Source organism: Chryseobacterium sp. IHB B 17019 (assembly GCF_001456155.1).
Classification (GTDB): Bacteria; Bacteroidota; Bacteroidia; order Flavobacteriales; family Weeksellaceae; genus Chryseobacterium.
The window spans coordinates 1,976,698-1,997,081 of record NZ_CP013293.1; the positions used below are offsets into that span (position 1 = coordinate 1,976,698).

The window sequence follows — 20,384 nt, forward strand, 5'->3', positions numbered from 1 at the left end:
ATTTTAAACTTAAAACAGATAAAATATTTATCCCATTAACTTAAATTTTAAAATAAATTGTAAGGATTCGCTACAATATATAAATCCTTAGAATTCATTTTTTCTTTGAAATGTTAATTCGACAAATATTCTTTAAAACAAAAAACGGACCTTAAAAGTCCGTTCCTATATAAATTTTAATGTTGGTTTATTAACCTCTTAATTCTGCATTGAATTCTTTTTCAAAAGATTTAATTAAGGAATCCATTACAGTTGCAATTTCCTTCTCCTCCAACGTTTTTTCTTCATTTAAAAGCTCAAAACTCATGGCATAGGACTTCTTACCCTCAGGAAGATTTTTTCCTTCGTAAACGTCAAATAAATTAATATTTTTAATGTAAGGAGATTTATTCTTTTTAGCGGTCTGATAAAGATCCTGATAATTTACATTCTTATCAATTAATAAAGCTAAATCTCTTCTGATCTTATTGAATTTAGGAATATCCTTGAATACCAGTTCATTATTGGAACGTAATTCCTGAGCATATTCAAGCTCAATTTCAGCATAAAAACACTCCTGGTCAATATCGAAATCCTTCAACATCTGAGGTGCCACTTTCCCGATTCTTACTAAAGTTTTCCCCCCAACTTCATAAGCAAGAGCATCAGAGAATCTTTCATCAGACAAAGGAACTTCCTTATAATCAATTGCTAATCTTTGCAGTAATACCTTTACATAAGCTTTTAAGTTATAAAAACTTGTAGCAGATTTTGGCTGTAACCAGTTTTCACTGACTTCTCTTCCCGTAACCAAAAGTGCCAACTGTTTTCTTTCCTCGTATTTCTCTTTTTTATGGTAAATTTTTCCGAATTCAAAAAACTTGATATCCTGACTTTTCCTATTGATATTATAGATAGTATTTTCCAAAAGCCCTTCCAATAGTGACTTTCTCATGAATGCTAAATCATTGCTCAGAGGATTCAATAATTTCACGGCATCTGTTTCATCTTTTAAGGACGTCAACGAATTGTTCATCACTTCATTGAAACCAAGGCCTTGTAAAGTTCTTGCCCAGTTGTTTTCCAATTCATCCTGGTCCTGCGCACTCAATTTTACAGGGGTGAACGAAATTTTTTGCGGGGCGTCAATTTTATTATATCCATAGATTCTTAAAATCTCTTCGATAACGTCAATTTCTCTTGTCACATCCGCTCTGTAAGCCGGAACAGAGATTTCAAGACCGTTTTGAATTTCATTTAAAACCTGAATATCAAGAGATTTTAAAATTTCTTTTACTTTTTCCCTGTGAATTTTTGTTCCTAAAATCTGTTCGATTTTTGAGAATCTGATGATCACATAGTTATCTTCAATTTTTTTCGGATATTCTTCCAACAACTCACCTACCAACTTTCCTTCAGCTAATTCCTGAATCAGTTTAATAGCGTGAGTAATAGCTGTTCTGGTAATATTCGGGTCAACACCTCTTTCAAATCTGAAAGATGCATCGGTATTCAATCCATGGAATTTTGCTCCTTTTCTCACCGCAACCGGATTGAAATAAGCACTTTCTAAGAAAATAGTTTTTGTTTCTTCAGAAACTCCCGAATTCGCGCCCCCGAAAACTCCTGCGATGCACATCGGATTATCCTCCCCGTCTTTAATCATGATTTCAGAACCATTTAAAGTTCTTTCAACACCATCTAACGTTGTGAATTTTGTTCCTTCTTTTACAGTTCCCACTTTCACTTTTTTACCTGCAATTTTATCTGCATCAAAAGCGTGAAGAGGCTGTCCCAAACCATGAAGAATATAGTTTGTGATATCTACAATATTGTTGATCGGGCTTAATCCGATGGCCTTTAATCTCTCTTTCATCCAATCCGGAGAATCTGCAACTTTCACATTTTCTATGACTGCTCCTATATATCTTGGAGTAAGTTCTGCATCTTCAACTTCCAAACTAAAATCATGAGAATCTTCGTTATTCAAAACTTCCGAAGAAACTTTTTCAAAAGTAGATTTTTGTTGATTTGTTGACAAAAATGCGTACAAATCTCTTGCAACACCGTAATGAGACATGGCGTCCGTTCTATTCGGCGTTAGACCGATTTCAAAAACTTCGTCGTTTGTTAATTCATAATAATCAGCGAAATCTTTTCCAACTTCATATTTTTCTTCATCTAAAACCATGATTCCACCATGATCGTCACTCAGACCCAATTCATCTTCTGCACAAATCATCCCCTGAGAAACCTCACCTCTGATTTTTGCTTCTTTTATTTCAAAAAAGTTTCCTGTTTTATCATAGATTTTAGTTCCTACAACTGCCACAGGAACTGTTTGCCCGGCTTCAACATTCGGAGCTCCACAAACGATGTTCAACACCTTTCCGTTTCCTACATCTACTGTTGTTTTTCTTAATTTGTCTGCATTCGGATGTTTTTCGCAGGTTAAAACCTTACCTACAACAATTCCTTCCAGGCTGCCTTTTATGCTTTCAAATTTTTCTATCCCTTCAACTTCAAGACCTATATCCGTAAGGAACTCACCGATTCTTTCCGTTTTCAGTTCCGTTTTGATAAAATCTTTCAGCCAGTTGTTTGATATTTTCATCTGATATATTTTGAAAATTTAATTGAGTTTTTGTACAATTTCAGTTGCACGGTTTTTGAGCCAACAAAGGTCGTGTTTTTTTGAGAAATAGAGAAATTTATGAGCGACTTTAAGATGTTAATTTCTCAACAAAAAAGAGGTCTTGAAAATCAAAACCTCCTTATTATTTATTTCTTTAATCTTACAAGCCAATCACCGGCATTGATAACATTAAGATATTTTCGTTTTCTTCAAGACCATCCAGAGGTTCAATGATTCCCGGTCTGTTTGGCTGAGACATTTTCATAGTGATATCGTCAGAGCCAAGAATTGTTAACATCTCCGTTAAAAATTTAGAGCTAAAACCAATGTTGATATCTTCTCCATTATAGTCGCAAGGAATCTGCATATCTGCTTTGTTTGCGTATTCCGTGTCTTCCGCGTGAAGATGAAGTATATTTGCAGACAACTTAAATCTCACCTGATTTGTAGATTTATTTGACATGATGGAAGCTCTTTTTATTGCTCCCAACAAAAGATTCCTGTTGATTGTCAATACATTCGGATTTTCTTTTGGGATTACCGCTGTATAGTTTGGATATTTTCCGTCGATCAGTCTACAGATCCAGATATGTTTACCAAAAGTAAATTTAGCCATATTCTCATTGAAGTCGATTGTAACGTCTTCGTTTGAGCTTGCTAAAATATTTTTGAAAATATTCAAAGGTTTTTTCGGCATGATGAATTCCATTGGTTCGGCATTCATCAGATCCGTTCTTTTATAAACAACCAATCTGTGAGAATCCGTAGAAACAAAATTGGTTTCATTTTCCCCAAACTGGAACAAAACTCCCGTCATTACAGGACGAAGAGAGTCATTACTTGTTGCGAAAAGTGTATTTGTAAGCGCTTCAGACAAAACTCCGGCAGGCATTGTAACACTTTGGGAAGCGTCAAATTCCGGAAGTTCAGGATAATCATCTGCATTGTCCAATGCTACCGCGAAATTATCTTTTTCATCTAAAATCTCAAGCTGACTTCCGGTGCCTTCCGCATTATCCTTTACGGCCAATGTCAACGGCTGCTCTCCGTAAGTCTTGATAAAATCCTGAAAAATCTTGGCAGGAACAGCAAATTTTCCTGTGTCATCAGACTTTACCTCCAAAGAAGTCACAAGAGTTGTTTCCCCATCAGATGCTGTAATGGTAACATTGTTTCCGTCTAATTCAAAAAGATAGTTTTCTAAAATCGGTCTCGATTGAGAGCTTGATATTACGCCACTTACAGTTTGCAAAGCCTTCTGCAGTTCACCACTTGAAATGATAAATTTCATAGATTTAAAAATAATTTTTACAAATATAATAAATAGAAAATAGATGGAAAAGAATAATCCAGAGAGTTATTAACAACCATCAAAAGATTTTACATACACTTCTACCTCAACTTTTTGATATCTTAAATATCATAAAGGACTAAAGGTAAGGATTTTCTTCAAGCAATTAATTATATTTGTAAATAATCTTTCCATAATGCAAAAACTGCCCATCCATAAAAGTTTTTTTAATGCTTTTCGAGGTGTATTTTTAATGTTCAAAAATGAAAGAAATTTCCAGATTGAAACTCTTGCTTTATTTATCAACCTATTTCTAATTTTTTATTTAAAACTTACTACCATTGATACAGTTTTGATCTTAATTGTTTCTTTTGGAGTCTTAGCTGCGGAAATTTTCAACACCGCAATCGAGAAAGCTTGCGACATCATCCAACCCGAATTTGACAAAAGGATTGGTTTTATTAAAGATATTTCTGCCGGAGCGGTACTTCTGATGGCGATTGTTGCGGTTGTTGTGGGGATTTTGGTATATTGGAAGTATATTAATAATTAATTTCTTTGATTCCCTTTTTGGCCCTTTTGGCATAGCTTTTGACCAAAGAAGAAGAAATTACACGATGAAAAAAATAATTATTATAATTGCATTTGCAATTATTCCATTTTGTGCAAATGCCCAGGTTGGTATTAACACTTCAACTCCACACGCTATGCTTGACATTAAAGGGTCAGGTTATGATCCTAAAGGAAACTCATCCGATGAAAAAAAAGCAACATTAAGGGTTGACGGTACTAAAGATTATTCACTAGATATGGGAACTCAGGCTGATTCATCCAAAGGATCCTATATTCAGTCACGTTTTAAAGGCGGAAGCGGGCTCACTCTTAACTTAAACTCTAATGGAGGTGATGTTGGGATTGGTATGATTCCCAAATCGAATGTCAATACTTCCAAAAGTTCAAAATTATACCTCAATACTGCATCGACAGCCCCTTCAAGTGGCGTTGCGACATTGGTAAGAAATGAAGCAACAGGAGAAGTTATGGCAGTAAGAGTAGGTAATAATGCAAGATCCTTTACCAATCTTACTTATGAAATAAATAATGTAGAGGGAGACTGGCTACAAGATTTTGATACAAAAATTTCTGCATCAAAATATACAGTTATTATTACAGGTTTGAAATTTGGTGGACGAATTGAAGCAAAAGGTCTACGTGTAGGGGAAGGTGTTCCTGCAAATTCTACTTATAATCCATTAAACTTTAATGCCACTCCAATTAATGGAACTTGGAGGCTTTCAGCGGATTATGATGGAGGAAACCCTCCAAGTGGAATCAATGGTAACTGGACGATTAATGTATTGGTAATCAATAATTCTTTAATAAACACATTGCCTACCGAAACATTCGATTTAAATACATCTAGGACAGGCACAGCCACTTCTGCTCCATTTGGATTGTAAAATAAAAATTATACAAATAAAATATCTTCTTTAGTTTTAAGAAGATATTTTTATTTTAACAAATTATTCTCTAAAATTAGCTAATATTTTTTGTGATTCTGTAATTTATATAGCAAATAATCTTTCATGCAAATTAACTATCCATATAAATTTTTTAATACTTTACTAATCATCTTTCATTGCGAGAAACGAAGCAATCTTAAAATGAATTATCATCTATAAATTCATTTCGTAGAATTAAATCAACACAGATTTCACAAATTTGCACAGATCTATTTGTATTATTAATGAAAGCATTAGTGTTTATTTGTGTTTAAAAACTATTTTCCAACATAGATAAACCCTACTTTCCCAGACTTAAAAACCGTTTCAATTCTTTTATAATCATCAACTTCATATTCATCAGCCTGAAGAATTTCCTCGTCAGTCACTCCAAATAAAACACCCTCAACTTCATCATCCGCATTTCCTGAAAATTCTAAAATCGGGTGATATTTTTGATTGCTTTTTCTTAAAACTTCGGGATCTGTGATTTCTAACATTTTGAGTTTATAACCTTTTAAAATATCTTTTTCTCCTTGTAAAATCCGGCCAAAAGTTTCTATTTGAACCTCTTCTTTTTGTAATGTTCCGTAGGAAAATAGGTAGGGCATTGATAAAATTGGTTTTAAGCGGTATTAGACTTTCAGATGCTTGGCAGGCTCGGCATGACATTTCTAATACTAACAGTTTGTTTCAGTGAAAATAATCAATCCAAAATTAGTGTAATATTTTTGTGTGATTCTATAATTTCAATTAAAATTCCAAATAAGGTTTGCCCGTTTCCGTCAATCAATTCATTCAGTTTTTGTTGAATTAATTCAATATTAAAAGGTTTTCCTTGTTTAATTTTTTTTTCATAGAATTCTTCGTTGCATCAAAGCCTAAATCTTCTTTTGATTTTTGAGATTCTTTCCAGATAATTTCAATTTCCTCATTGTTTTCAAACACTCCGAAACCGCCATACAGAATATCATTAAAGCCATCCAAAGTTCTGACTTTCCAATCCTGATTTTTCATCAAAACCCGAGAAACTTCTTCGTAGAAACCATACAAATCAAAAAAATGGCTGCCATTGATGACAGCCGTTTTCTTATTATTTTTATTTGAAGTGCTCAAACGTATTTTAATTACAAATTCTGTTTATTGTGAAACCTAACGGGTTTTAAAAACCCGTTAGGTTTGTTTGAAAGCCAATAGCAAATTTCCGGAGCTGTTAACTATTTAAAGTATTCCACTCCATTTTTGAAAATATTGTGGTAATTCGCAGTTGGAATGTTTTTCATTAAACCTTCCGCAAAACGTTCAGGGTGACCCATTCTACCGTAGATTTTTCCGTCCGGGCTCGTAATTCCTTCAATTCCGAACAATGAGTTATTTGGATTGAACGGCATTCCGTGAGCGATGTTTCCATCTAAATCTAAATATTGTGTTGCAATCTGTCCGTTTTCATACAGCTTCTGAATTTCCTCTTTTGAAGCCATAAAACGACCTTCACCGTGAGAAATCGGAATGGTGAAAACCTGATCTTTCATTCCTTTCAACCAAGGCGATTCATCGTTCAGAACTTTTACATTCACCATCTGAGAAATGTGTCTTCTGATTGCATTGTGAGCCAACGTCGGAGAATTCTCATCCAAATCTTTGATTCTTCCATAAGGCAATAATCCAGATTTAACTAAGGCCTGGAAACCGTTACAGATCCCGATAATCATTCCATCTCTGTCTAATAATTCGTGAACAGCATTTTTCATCTTCTCGTTTTTCAAGACATTAACAATGAACTTTGCAGAACCATCCGGCTCGTCACCTGCTGAGAAACCACCTGAGAAAGCTAAAATTTGTGACTTTTTAATTTCTTCCACCCAAGCATCGATACTTTTGTCCAGCAATTGGTGATTGATATTGATTAAAGGCAAACTGTTGACAATCGCGCCTTCTTTTGCAAAAGCATTCAGCGTATCATATTCGCAGTTTGTTCCCGGGAAAACCGGTGCGAAAACTCTTGGCTGAGCGATTCCGTGTTTTTTAATGATGATATTTCTTGGGTTGATTGAGTTTAATTTCTCATCGATTTCAACCGTAATTTTTTCTTTTTCAACCGTTGGGAAAAGGTTTTCAAATGTATTGGTGTTTGCAGCTAATAATTTCTCAATCGTAAATTCAGCATCATTAATTTTGATAACATTTGAATTTTTAACCTCTCCGATGAATTGAAGATTTGCAGCACTTAATTCTTCTTTAGATTCGATGATTAAGCTACCGATATTTTTGTTTAGTAAAACGCCTTCATCAACTGTAATTTCTGCACCTAATCTGTTTCCGAAGCTCATTTTCGCTAAAGCAACGGCAACTCCACCTTCTTTCACTGTTTTCACAGAAACGATTTTTCCGGCTTTGATATTTTCGAAAATTAATTCAAAAATTTCTTTTAAACTGTCATAATTCGGAAGTCCGTTTTCCTGAGCAATATGATTGAAGAAATATACTTTATTTCCTTCACCTTTAAATTCAGGAGAGATAATAGTTGCCTTTTCTCCGTTTGCACATGCGAAAGAAATCAATGTTGGCGGAACATTCAGATCCTGATACGTTCCACTCATTGAATCTTTTCCTCCGATCGCTGCCAAACCAAGATTAATTTGTGCATCATAAGCTCCCAACAAAGAAGCTAAAGGTTTGCCCCATTTCTCAGGATTCTGACCTAATTTTTCAAAATATTCCTGGAAACTTAATCTGATATTCTTGTAATTGCCACCCATCGCAACAATTTTTGCAACACTCTCAACGACTGCATAAGAAGCTCCCAGCAAAGAATTCTGCTTAGAAATCTCCGCATCAAAACCCCAACTCGCCAAAGAAACCGTTTCAATATTTTTTGCTCCGATAATCGGCAATGTCTGAACACTTCCTTCCATCAAAGTCTGCTGATATTTTCCACCCAAAGGCATCGCAACCGTGGTCGCACCAATTGATGAATCAAACATCTCCAACAAACCTTTTTGAGAAGCAACGTTTTTATCTGCTAAGATTTTTAAGAAATTCTCTTCATTGAATGATTGAGTTTCTTCTTTTACTTCATTAAGGTGAGTAATTTTAACCTCTTGACTTTTAGAACAACCGTTTGTATCTAAAAACTCTCTTGAAAGGTCAACAATTTTATCCCCTTTCCAGAACATCTGCATTCTTCCTGAATCTGTCACTTTTGCAACCTCAACAGCTACAATATTTTCAGCTTCACAGAATTTGATGAACTGTTCTTTATCTTTTGGTTCAACCACAACCGCCATTCTTTCCTGAGATTCAGAAATAGCAAGCTCAGTTCCGTTCAAACCTTCATATTTTAAAGGTAAAACATCTAAATTAACTTCCAAAGAATCAGCAATTTCACCGATGGCTACGGAAACTCCCCCAGCTCCAAAGTCATTAGATTTTTTAATCAACCTCGTCACCTCAGGATTTCTGAATAATCTTTGGATTTTACGTTCTTCAACAGCATTTCCTTTCTGAACTTCAGAACTCATTGTGTGAATCGAAGTTTCGTCCTGTTCTTTTGAACTTCCGCTTGCTCCACCAACACCATCACGACCAGTCGCACCCCCTAAAATGATGATAGAATCACCAGCTTCTGGTTTTTCACGTCTCACCCAATCCACAGGAACTGCGCCAGTTACGAAACCAACCTCCATTCTTTTTGCTTTGTAGCCTTCATCATAGATTTCAGAAACCATCGTAGTTGCCAAACCGATTTGGTTACCGTAAGAAGAATATCCGTTTGCCGCCTGTTTTGTGATTGTTTTTTGAGGTAATTTACCCGGCAACGTTTGATCAACCGGTTCCAAAACATCAGCAGCACCCGTCAATCTCATCGCCTGGAAAACGTAGGAACGTCCGGACAAAGGATCTCTGATCGCGCCACCTAAACACGTTGAAGCACCTCCGAAAGGTTCAATTTCCGTTGGGTGATTGTGGGTTTCATTTTTGAATAATAAATACCATGGTTCTTTTTTACCGTCGTATTCAGCTTCGATCTGGATCGTACAAGCATTGATTTCATCAGAAACCACTAAGTTCTCCAAATTGCCTGTTTTATGGAAATATCTTCCGCAAACAGTCGCCAAATCCATTAAAGAAATTGGTTTAAGCTCACGTCCTAAGAATTTTCTTTTTTCGATATAATCATTGAAAATGGTTTCCAATGTATGTTTAAACTGTCCTTCAAATTCAATATTTGACAATTCCGTTTCGAACGTTGTATGACGGCAGTGGTCACTCCAATACGTGTCTAAAACTTTAAGTTCCGTTTCTGTAGGATTTCTCTGTTCTGATTTAAAATATTCCTGAATAAATTTCAAATCATCTAACCCTAATGCAAAACCATGATTATTATAGAAATTTTCAAGTTGAGCATCATCGAAATTGATAAAATTTTCGTGAATCAAAACTTTTGACGGCGTTTCTTCTGCAGGAATATTTAAAACTGATAAATCTTTTTCCTGAGATTCTACTTTGTTGATCAAAAGGTCTTTTATTTTTGCTAAATCAGATTCGGAAACACCTTCAAATTCGATTAATTTTCCGCTTCTTACCTTAGACTTTTCATTTTCAGTCAGTAAAGCGATACATTGTTGCGCAGAATCCGCACGCTGATCGTACTGACCAGGCAAAAATTCCATTGCAAAATGGATTCCTTCCGCAGGATTTTCTTCATGCAAAATATCAGTAACCGGATCTACGAAAGTGCTGTTGACAACCTTTTCGAATTCACCGTCATTCAAATTGAAAATATCGTATACATTGTACACTTTCACATTTTTGACTGACGGAACAACCGCTTTTACTTCATCAAAAATTTTTGGACTTTCTACATCGAAAATTCCTCTTTTTTCTACGAAAATTCTTTTGTTATTAGACATTAGATGTCAGATATTATTTTATTAGACTTATTTACTTAATTTATTCGGATTGTCGGGATGTTCTTTTTGATATTCTTCGGCTTCTTTCATTTCTTTTTTCAGCCATTTATCAAAAGGAATTTTTTCACTTTCAAATTCCAGGGCGAAAACATTTTTACCGTCTTCTGAAACTAAAAATTTATAATCCGATAATCCTGCTTCCATTTTTCTGTAATCATAGGCATTTACTTGGTAAAATGGAAAATTTTCTTTTGGTCGCTCGACGATTTCAAAGAATAATTTCTTTTCGTTTTCAGCTATTTTGTTGTAATGATTGACATAATTTATTTCTGAAAGCTTTTTATTTTGTTTCTCGAAAAACTGAAGAATATTCTTCTCTTTTTCACTGTATTTGAATGGATACGGATAATATTTTCCGTCAATTTCTACAGCATTTCCGGATTTTGTAATGGGTTGAATGATTTCTCCTTTGAAATTCATTACTCCCCAACTTCCACCAACGATGGCTTTATGTTCATCATCGGTTTTTTCCCAATCGCAGCCGTCACAAAATGCAGCATATCCATAATTGAAAGGCGATGCAAAATCATGATTGGCTTCAATTATAATTGTTCCGTTTCTGTCTGCAAAACCGACTTTCCCGTTTTTGACAAATCTTCTTACGCCTTCGGAAAAATAATCTGCTCCATTGTCGTAAAAGAAAGGTCTGTATAGGAAATTTCCTTTTTTATCATAGACATATCCCCATGCATTTTTTTCTTTTACTTCATCATTTTTAAAACCGTCAAAGTAAATGGTTTCGCCTTCAACCGATTCTCCATCTTTTAAATATGAAAAAACTTTGAATTGTGCAGGAACGATAATTTTTCCATCCTGGTTTTTTACCCCAACCAAAGAATCTTTTGATTTAAAATACTTTAAAACTTCTTTCTGCTGAGAAAAAGAAAGTATTGGAATCAATGAAATGATGAGAAGTATTTTTTTCATTCAGATTAAATTATAATATTTCCTGGCTTTAAAGATACTTTTTCAACTTTGTCAAAGATTTAAAACTTTGACAAAGTAAATATGCAGCCGAAAAGACTGCATATTGATTTTATACTTTAAGATCAGCCTCCAAACCTATCAGGTCTTTGTTTGCGTCAATAATCGGCTGGACTTCATTTGCGATGAATTCTTCCGTCTGAATCGGCGCAAAACCGATAAAGTTTTTAGGATCTAAAACTTCTTTTAATTTTGATTTATCTAATTTCAGAGAATCGTCGTTTAAGATTCTTTCGATCAGATCATTTTCTTTACCTTCTTCTTTCACTTTTTTAGAAGCTTCCATGGAATGAACCCTGATCACTTCGTGGATTTCCTGACGGTCGCCGCCAGCTTTCACTTCTTCCATGATGATATATTCTGTCGCCATGAAAGGAAGTTCTTCCATAATATGTTTGTTGATTCTGTTTGGATAAACCACGATTCCGTTCATGATGTTATTCCAAATTAATAGAATGGCATCAACCGCTAAAAACGCCTGTGGAATTGTTAATCTCTTGTTTGCAGAATCATCCAAAGTTCTTTCAAACCATTGTGTTGAAGCGACCATTGCAGAACTTGTCGTCAAAGACATTACATATTTTGCCAACGCTCCGATTCTTTCACTTCTCATTGGATTACGCTTGTAAGCCATTGCAGATGAACCGATTTGGTTTTTCTCGAATGGTTCTTCAATTTCTTTAAGATTTTGAAGAAGACGTAAATCGTTGGTAAATTTATGTGCAGATTGAGCGATATTTCCTAATAAAGCCACCACTTTAGCATCAATTTTTCTGTCGTAAGTCTGCCCGGAAACTCCGAAAACTTTCTCAAAACCGAATCTTTTTGACAATTCTTTATCTAAATGTTTCACTTTAGAATAATCACCATTGAAAAGCTCAAGGAAACTTGCAGCAGTTCCTGTCGTTCCTTTTACGCCTCTGAAACGTAGAGTTTCTAAGAAGAAATCAAGTTCTTCAATATCAAGAACTAAGCTTTGTAACCAAAGTGTCGCTCTTTTTCCAACAGTAGTCAACTGAGCCGGTTGGAAGTGAGTGAATCCTAAAGTCGGTAAATCTTTATATTGAATAGCAAAATCCGAAAGATTTTTCATCACGTTCACCAACTTTTTCTTTAAAATTAAAAGTCCGTCACGGATCTGAATTAAATCTGTATTATCTCCTACAAACGCCGAAGTTGCTCCCAAGTGAATAATTCCCTTTGCTGAAGGCGCCACATCACCATAGGCGTGAACGTGAGCCATTACATCATGACGGAATTTTTTCTCATATTCCGCTGCTTTATCGTAATCAATGTTTTCAGCATTAGCTTTCAACTCAGCGATTTGCTCGTCTGTGATATCAAGACCAAGGTCTTTTTCGATTTCAGCAAGAGCAATCCAAAGTTTTCTCCAATTCTGGAATTTGTTATTGTGTGAGAAGTTAAATAACATTTCTTCACTGGAGTAGCGCTCTTCCAATGGATTTTTGTAGGAATTCATTCTTTCTTTTACTTTTAGATATGCAAAAATAAGGTTTTTCGCTGAGAGAGAAAAATTGTGGAGGTGGTTTTAAGCCTTGATCAAAGTCAAATAATAATTCTCTTTTTTTAAATTGTTTAAAGCCTGTTCCTATTGATTGAAAAACTTGATAAATTTAACTAAAAAGAGTTATTCATTTAAAATCGGAATTTTTATATAACTATCATTATACCAATTAATTACCAAAGGAATCGAAGCATCTTTTATAGTCTCCGTACTTACATCTTTTCCGGTTCCGTAATTAAGCTGGGAAAACGGATTTTTATTTACGTTAATGGCAACCACAATTCTGCTTCCTTTTCGAAGCTGTTTGCTTATGAAATGGGTATTGGTGAATTCTATTGATGTTTTCTCGTTGGGTTTGATTAAATTTCTCTTTGTAATGTCTTTTGCATAACTGACTCTTCCAATATAGTATGATAAGTGAAAATATTTCCCTTCAGGTGTTAATTCGTATAATGTTATTCCTAAATCTACATCCTTTTTATTAATAGCAATATTTAACGTTCCTAAAAAAGAACCATTGATAATCATAGGCTTTTTTAAGGGATCGCTTATAAAAATAAATCCATTGCTTTTATTGATTTCATTCTTTTCTATGGGATCGGGATAGTAATCATTGTTGCTGTTTTCACGATCTGCAAAATCTACGGTTTGAGACAAGTACGATTTTTTATCCGGTGATTTGGGGTTCAGGAAATAATAGTCATTTCGTTTTTGTGCTGAAAGGTAAAATTTCAGGAATTCATTGTGCATGCTTTCAAAAGATGCAGCGCTGCGCCATTCGTTGGCTCCCATCACTTCATAATTGATCTTATTTTTGAGAACATCAGGTTTTTTTCCGTTTTTCAAGATAAAATCAAACCAATTGTAGGTAATTTTCTTGATATCAATAAGCGAAACACTGTCGACTTTATATCCGTTTACTGTCTTTTCGCCTCCGATTTGCGTCCCGAAATGGCTGTACGGACCAATTATTAAGTAAAATGGAGTTTCCGGACTGTATGTTTGTAATTCTTTGAGATAATACAAACTTGAGTTCTGAGAATCATTGTAATAGCCGTCAAAAGCGAGAACAGGAATGGTAATCTGCTTAAAATCATCTTTGTAAGGTGCCATTTTTTGCCAATATTCATCAAAATCCGGATGGGCAATCCAACGTTGGAATAAACGATTGGGGCTGCCGTCAATACTGTCCATTTTATTATAAGCAGTGCCAGTTTCCCACCACTTGAACATCATTTTTCTAAAACGCTGCCTGTCATTTCCTGTTTCATTGTCCAGATATTTGTTGTTTCCTACATAAAAAGACCATTCATAATTAGGATTGATAAAAATATTATTTTCCGTGGGGAGCCCCATTCCAGGGCGGTTTGCAACATACGGAACGATTGTTTTAAGAGCAGGATGCAGTGTTTTACAGGCAGCCCATTGCGTAAAACCGTTGTAGCTTCCACCGTACATTCCTACACTTCCGTTGCACCATTTTTGTTTGCTTATCCAGTCAATTACATCGTAAGAATCATTGGCATCAAATTCATAAGGAAAGATTTCATTTGGACTGAATCTTTTTCCGCGCGTATAAGCAATAACGCCCACATATCCTCTATCTGCAGCGTCTTTCAAGCTTTGAAGATCTCTTCCCGTATCACGGACATAAATTGTAAACTGAAAAATCACCGGAAGCGGTTGCAGAACGTCTTTTTTCTTTACAACCATTGCAGAAATCATTGCTCCGTCGCGGGTTTTTATCATCACACTATCCTGAATATCATACAGGCTTTCTTTATCTTTTACCAGAGTCTGCTGTGTTTGTTGGGTATAAAATGCAACAGGAAAATATAGAAAAAGGATGAGCAGGTATTTTAGTATCATAATTTCTTGATTAATGATTTGTCTTTCTGCTTATTATGACAATTAACGAATTTAAATCATTACATTTAAATATAAAAGTAAAAAAGCCACTCTTCCGAATGGCTTTCAATGTATATTGAAGTATTATTGGTAAATTACAACGTTATCTTTTTTAATCTGATAGCCTGTTTTCTTGTAAGGTGTTAAAACATAGCTCTCTTTAATATGGCTTCCGCTTTTCCAGATTTTACTTTTTCCCTGTCTTGTAAGGATAATGCTTTTCGCGGCTCCGTCCGGAATAAAAATTTCAGCTTTTTTCATGTTCTTACTGAAAATAACTGCCGTCATTGTAGTATAACTTTTATCTGAGTTTACTTCATCAAGTTTTATTTTCTGTTCAAAAACTCTTACACAGTCATTTTTGATTTGTGAATATGTATATCCTGCCGAACCTTTGCAGCCGTGAGCATCAGAATCACCTCCCAATGGCGGAGTCTTTTGCGCGAAAGCTAAAGAACCCAGGAACATTGCACCAAATAAAATTGTTTTTTTCATTTTGTTTAATTATAGTTATCACAATATTATAAAAATTATGCCAAAGTAGGGATCTATGCTTTAAATAAAAATAAAAACCACCCGAATTGAGTGGTTTTTTAAATATTATTTGCTCCAGTTGATTTTGGAATGTTTTACATCTTCGGAATTGGTTCCGATCATGATGTCGAATTCTCCGGCTTCCCAATCATATTTCAGGTCTCCGTTGTAGAACTTTAGGTTTTCCGGTGTAATATTGAAGGTAACTTTTTTAGATTCCCCTTTTTTCAGCATTACTTTTTGGAATCCTTTTAATTCTTTTACCGGTCTTGTAATACTTCCCACCATATCTCTGATGTACAGCTGAACTACTTCTGCTCCGTCATAATTTCCAGAGTTTGTAACCGTTACAGAAGCCTGAATGGTTTGATTACCTTTTGGATTTGCATTAGAAACCGTGATATCAGAATAGTTGAACTTCGTATAGCTCAACCCATAACCAAACGGATACAGCGGTGTATTACACTCATCCATATAATTGGAACGGAATCTCTGGTATTCACATTTATCAACCAAAGCCTGATCCAGCGGGCGACCCGTATTTTTAGCATTATAATAAATAGGAACCTGTCCTAAGCTTCTTGGGAAGGTCATTGGTAATTTCCCTGAAGGGTTTACTTTTCCGAAAAGAACATCAGCGATGGCATTTCCTGCTTCCGAACCTGCAAACCAAGCATTTAAGATGGCATCAGGAGTATCTTTCACATTCGTAAGCGCTAGCGGACGCCCCGTGAAAAGTACCATTGCAATTGGTTTTCCTATTTTCTTTAATTCATTTAATAAATCTACCTGGGATTGTGGAATGGTAATTTCCGTTCTTGAAGAAGATTCACCGCTCATTTCCGCAGATTCCCCGATAGCCAGAACGATAACGTCTGCTTTGTTGGCTACGTCAACCGCCTCTTTCAACAACGCTTCTTTTGAACGGTTGTCTCTGTCGGTTTTCTTACCGTGAGCTGCGTAGATGTCTTCTAATTTTGCATCGTAATCGATGTTGGCGCCTTTAGCAGAGATGAATTTTACGTCTTTCCCGTAATTTGCCTGAAGGCCCTGCATTAAATTAACTGCTTTATCATGCTGAGCTGCAACACTCCACGTTCCAGGCATATTTAGCGAATTATTTACCAATGGCCCGATCACCGCAACAGTTCCCGATTTTTTCAAAGGCAGCACTTGATTTTCATTTTTCATCAACACCATCGACTGGGCTGCAGCATTTCTCGCAATATTACGGTTTTCCATATTGTAGACCTCTTTTGCCGCTAATTTTGCATCGCCATATTTATAAGGATCATCGAATAAGCCCAAATCGTATTTTGCTTCCAAAATTCTTTTAGCCGCCATATCGATCTCAGCCTGCGTGATTTTCCCTTCTGATAAGGATTTTTTTAAGGTAGTTAAAAAACCTTCACCCACCATATCCATGTCGATACCCGCTTTTAAAGCTAATGCTGAAACCTGTTGAAGATCTCCCATTCCGTGGTCTACCATTTCGTTGATTCCTGTGTAATCGGTTACCACGAAACCTTTGAAATTCCATTTGTTTCTTAATACTTCGGTTTGAAGCCATCTGCTTCCTGTTGCCGGAACTCCGTCAACTTCATTGAAAGAAGCCATTACAGAAGCTACACCCGCATCAACAGCCGCTTTATATGGTGGAAAATATTCGTTGAACATTCTTACGTGACTCATGTCAACGGTGTTGTAATCTCTACCCGCTTCACCGGCTCCGTACAATGCAAAGTGCTTTACACAGGCTAAAATCGTACTGCTTTGAGCCAAATCTTTGCCTTGATAACCGTAAACCATATTTTTAGCAATTTCGCTTCCTAAATACGGATCTTCACCGGAACCTTCGGAAACCCTTCCCCATCTTGGTTCGCGGGAGATGTCCACCATTGGGGAGAACGTCCAGTTGATTCCGTCCGAAGATGCTTCTTTTGCGGCAACTCTTGCGGATTGCTGAACCAAATTCATGTCCCATGAAGCGGCTAAGCCTAATGGAATCGGGAAAGTGGTTTCATAACCGTGAATAACATCCATTCCGAAAATCAAAGGGATTTTCAGACGGCTGTTTTCAACGGCAACTTTCTGAACAGCCCTGATTTTATCAGCTCCTTTTATGTTGAAAAGTCCTCCGACTAATCCTTGTTCGATTTTTTTTCCGATGTCGGAACTTTTAGCCAGTCCTGTAGTAAAATCGCCTGAACTTGGTAAATTCAGCTGTCCGATTTTTTCATCTAATGTCATTTTAGACAAAAGATTGTCTACAAAAGCTTTCTTTTTAGCCTGATATTGAGCCGTCTGATATGACTGAACGGGCTTTGTTATCATTTCCTGCGCCGAAAACACAGGGGAAAGCGCTAAAGTCGCGATTACAATTAACTTTTTCATAAATCTATCTTCTTTAATTATATTTCTATTTTTTTAACTAATACTTTTTTTAACGCAAAGTTTGCTAAGTTTTTTTTAAATTGTTGTGAATATTTTTTTGTTCGCAATGGCTGAACTACGTTCGTAAACCTTCAGTTTATACTCAGCAATTGATAGCAACATTTACAATTTGTATTTTTAATATTAATTTTTCTACTGCAATTATTGTTGATATTTTTTGTTCGCAAGGGCTGAACTACGTTCGTAAACCTTCAGTTTATACTCAGCCAAGATCGCGGATTTATTTATCATTATTATTAATTTTAAATGAATTATTTCTCTTTTCTCTTTGACAGCATCCATTCGTATAGTGCGGGATTTGAGTAGGTCGAATCCCAGGAATTGTGGTTGTCGTTCGGGAAAATGGTCAGTTCTGCGGTTGGATTGATCGGGTGTAATTTTTGGTAAAACCTGAATGCATTTTCAGGTAACACAATATCGTCCATTCCGCCATGAAAAATTTTCATGTTTAAATCTTTGTACTGATCGATATTGGCTTCCATTACTCGATCTGTAGGAGCACAAACTGAAACTACTGCCGCAAACATTTCGGGATGCTCCATCGCCAGTTTTAATGTTCCCCAACCTCCCATTGAAAGCCCCGTAAGGTAAATTCTGGAAGCATCAATTTTATATTTTTTCTGAATTTCTTTAATTAAATGATATACCGTAACCGTATCCCACCACATATTTTCCGGACATTGAGGCGCTAAAATAGCAACAGGTTCCTTGATCAGGTTTTTATACGTGAAAGGACTGTGTGCTTTTACGATCTCCAAGTTAGTTCCTCTTTCTCCAGACCCGTGAAGAAAAACAATCAAAGGGACATTTCCTTTTACCTTTTGAGGGTAATCTAAAATGTAGGAGATTTTTTCCTGCCTTTTGATTTCTTTGTTTAATTCTGCCTTGATTTCCTGAGCATTGAGGCTTAAGGAAAATGGAAGCAGTAGAAGTGGGATTAATTTTAGTTTTAACTTCATATGAATTTTTAAGTTTTGGCTAAAGCCAATTTAATTATTCTTTTTTGTTAAACGGGTTTTAACCCGTTTCTATTGATTATCAGCCTTGTCAAGGTTTAAAACCTTGACAAGGCTTTGTCTGTTATTAATTAGCCCCGATTGCAGCATTTGTTTGAGCTCATTTTGTGGGTTTCGGGCGGCGGCTTTGCCGCCGCCCGAAACCCACAAAATAGCGAGTGCGGAAAGCGGGATTAAGCTCCTAAAAATTATTTAATGTTATATTTTTCAGATTTAAAACTTAATTTCTTTAATCCTTGCTGTATTTCAGGTGCATTCATGAATAATTTCCATAAAAATCCTGTTCTATAGTTTTCAATCATCGGAGCAATAGTTCCCTGATCGATTGCTAAATATCTCGGTGTCGTCCAATTGTTATAATGAATTGAAGTTGCATCGTAAGGCCCTGCAGATCCGATGAATTCAGGCTTTTGAGTATAAATAAACTTTAAAAAATCCATGGATTCTTTCGGAGTGTAAGGAAAACTGCTGAGTGCCGCTGTCGGAGTTATTACGCCGTGATCATTTTGTGGAAAATGAGCATTGTAGCCTGCACTTCCGTCTTCGTTTCTTGAATAACTTGCTGTTAATCCCCAATAATTTGGTCCATAGCCTTTCCATTGTTTTGGGTTTTCAACACAATATTTGTAGTCGATAAGGACTTGATTTTTGTTTAATTCAAAGTAATTTTTGATTAATTTATCGGATAAATTTGTGGGATCCAAGCCGATGTAAGAATAGTGAGCCCAGAACAAGGGTCCACCGTATTCTTCTGCACCATTGTGCTTTACATACATTGGGAGTCCGTATTTTTCTTTATCCGTAAGGTATTTCCCGTTTCTTGTCCAGCCTTTGTAGTACGTTTCGGCATCAATTGGGTATGTTGGCGACGAGGCGGCCAAAACATAGGTAATCAGGCATTCGTTGTAGCCTTCCAGCGGGAAGTTCATTTCCCATTGATATTCCGGTGACCAATGCCAGTAAAGGACTTTTTCGCCACCTTTTGTGTACCAGTTCCATTGAATTCCTTTCCAGAGTTCATCGCATTTTTGGGCAAGGGCTTTTTCCTCTGTATTTCCGTTTTTGAAATATTCGCGGACCATTAAAATCCCGGAAGTTAAAAATGCGGTTTCCACTAGATCTCCGCCATTGTCTTTCTTCCCGAAAGGAACAGTTTTTCCTGTTTCTCCATTGATCCAGTGTGACCAAGCTCCTTTGTGACGGTCTGCTTTTGCAAGGAAATCCATCATTGTGGTCAACCTTTTTACAGCGTCTTTTCTTGGAATAAATCCTCTTTCGACACCCACTAAAATTGTAGCCAGTCCAAAACCTGAGCCTCCGGTTGTGATGACATGCTTGTCGTTTTCCGGATAAATATTGTCCTCATGATAACGTTCCCTGCCCAACATGGAGTTTGGTTCTGCATAATCCCAGAAATATTTTAAAGCATCTTTCTGGACTCTGTCCATAAGCTGTTCGTCGGTAATATTACTTTTTACCGTCTGAGCCTGAGGGTTTGAGGGTTTGAGGGTTTGCGAGTTTTTGCAGGAGACTGCAAGTAATGACGCAACAGCAATTGATAGTACAATCCTTTTCATAATACA

The 20,384-nt window shown here is 36.0% G+C and carries 14 protein-coding genes; 2 read left to right on the forward strand and 12 right to left on the reverse strand.

Annotated features, from left to right (window positions below):
• Positions 1 to 190: 190 nt before the first annotated feature.
• The gene (pheT, locus tag ATE47_RS09195; RefSeq protein ID WP_062161687.1) at positions 191 to 2,593 is read right to left on the reverse strand and encodes a phenylalanine--tRNA ligase subunit beta; all 2,403 of its coding nucleotides are present in this window, start codon (positions 2,591 to 2,593) and stop codon (positions 191 to 193) included.
• 181 nt (positions 2,594 to 2,774) lie between these two features.
• On the reverse strand, positions 2,775 to 3,905 hold the full coding sequence (gene dnaN, locus ATE47_RS09200) for a DNA polymerase III subunit beta (protein ID WP_062161688.1): 1,131 nt from the start codon (positions 3,903 to 3,905) through the stop codon (positions 2,775 to 2,777).
• A gap of 196 nt (positions 3,906 to 4,101) precedes the next feature.
• On the opposite strand from dnaN, the gene ATE47_RS09205 reads away from it, so the two are divergent.
• Both ATE47_RS09205 and ATE47_RS09210 read left to right on the forward strand, forming a co-directional pair.
• A complete protein-coding gene (locus ATE47_RS09205; RefSeq protein WP_062161689.1) occupies positions 4,102 to 4,458 on the forward strand; it encodes a diacylglycerol kinase family protein in 357 nt (118 codons plus the stop codon).
• 64 nt (positions 4,459 to 4,522) lie between these two features.
• Complete coding sequence (locus ATE47_RS09210) at positions 4,523 to 5,365, forward strand: hypothetical protein (protein ID WP_062161690.1); 843 nt, start codon at positions 4,523 to 4,525, stop codon at positions 5,363 to 5,365.
• Positions 5,366 to 5,685: 320 nt separating this feature from the next.
• On the opposite strand, the gene ATE47_RS09215 is transcribed toward ATE47_RS09210, so the two are convergent.
• From ATE47_RS09215 to ATE47_RS09260, 10 genes are all read right to left on the reverse strand, one after another.
• Positions 5,686 to 6,018: a gamma-glutamylcyclotransferase family protein gene (locus tag ATE47_RS09215; protein WP_062161691.1), complete on the reverse strand. Its 333-nt coding sequence runs from the start codon at positions 6,016 to 6,018 to the stop codon at positions 5,686 to 5,688.
• A 202-nt stretch (positions 6,019 to 6,220) separates the two neighbouring features.
• Positions 6,221 to 6,523: a hypothetical protein gene (locus tag ATE47_RS09220; RefSeq protein WP_228376346.1), complete on the reverse strand. Its 303-nt coding sequence runs from the start codon at positions 6,521 to 6,523 to the stop codon at positions 6,221 to 6,223.
• A gap of 101 nt (positions 6,524 to 6,624) precedes the next feature.
• Positions 6,625 to 10,320: a phosphoribosylformylglycinamidine synthase gene (locus ATE47_RS09225; protein WP_062161692.1), complete on the reverse strand. Its 3,696-nt coding sequence runs from the start codon at positions 10,318 to 10,320 to the stop codon at positions 6,625 to 6,627.
• Between the two features lie 27 nt (positions 10,321 to 10,347).
• Positions 10,348 to 11,307 carry a WG repeat-containing protein gene (locus tag ATE47_RS09230; RefSeq protein ID WP_062161693.1) on the reverse strand — a complete coding sequence of 320 codons (960 nt, stop codon included), beginning with the start codon at positions 11,305 to 11,307 and terminating at the stop codon, positions 10,348 to 10,350.
• A gap of 109 nt (positions 11,308 to 11,416) precedes the next feature.
• On the reverse strand, positions 11,417 to 12,844 hold the full coding sequence (purB, locus tag ATE47_RS09235) for an adenylosuccinate lyase (RefSeq protein ID WP_062161694.1): 1,428 nt from the start codon (positions 12,842 to 12,844) through the stop codon (positions 11,417 to 11,419).
• A 168-nt stretch (positions 12,845 to 13,012) separates the two neighbouring features.
• Positions 13,013 to 14,758 (reverse strand): CocE/NonD family hydrolase, encoded by a 1,746-nt coding sequence (locus ATE47_RS09240; RefSeq protein ID WP_062161695.1) that lies wholly within the window; start codon positions 14,756 to 14,758, stop codon positions 13,013 to 13,015.
• 123 nt (positions 14,759 to 14,881) lie between these two features.
• A complete protein-coding gene (locus ATE47_RS09245) occupies positions 14,882 to 15,292 on the reverse strand; it encodes a hypothetical protein (protein WP_062161696.1) in 411 nt (136 codons plus the stop codon).
• Positions 15,293 to 15,397: 105 nt separating this feature from the next.
• Positions 15,398 to 17,725 carry a beta-glucosidase BglX gene (gene bglX, locus ATE47_RS09250; protein ID WP_062161697.1) on the reverse strand — a complete coding sequence of 776 codons (2,328 nt, stop codon included), beginning with the start codon at positions 17,723 to 17,725 and terminating at the stop codon, positions 15,398 to 15,400.
• Positions 17,726 to 18,036: 311 nt separating this feature from the next.
• On the reverse strand, positions 18,037 to 18,744 hold the full coding sequence (locus ATE47_RS09255; protein WP_062161698.1) for a prolyl oligopeptidase family serine peptidase: 708 nt from the start codon (positions 18,742 to 18,744) through the stop codon (positions 18,037 to 18,039).
• A 245-nt stretch (positions 18,745 to 18,989) separates the two neighbouring features.
• Positions 18,990 to 20,378 (reverse strand): glucoamylase family protein, encoded by a 1,389-nt coding sequence (locus ATE47_RS09260; protein WP_062161699.1) that lies wholly within the window; start codon positions 20,376 to 20,378, stop codon positions 18,990 to 18,992.
• Positions 20,379 to 20,384 lie beyond the last annotated feature (6 nt).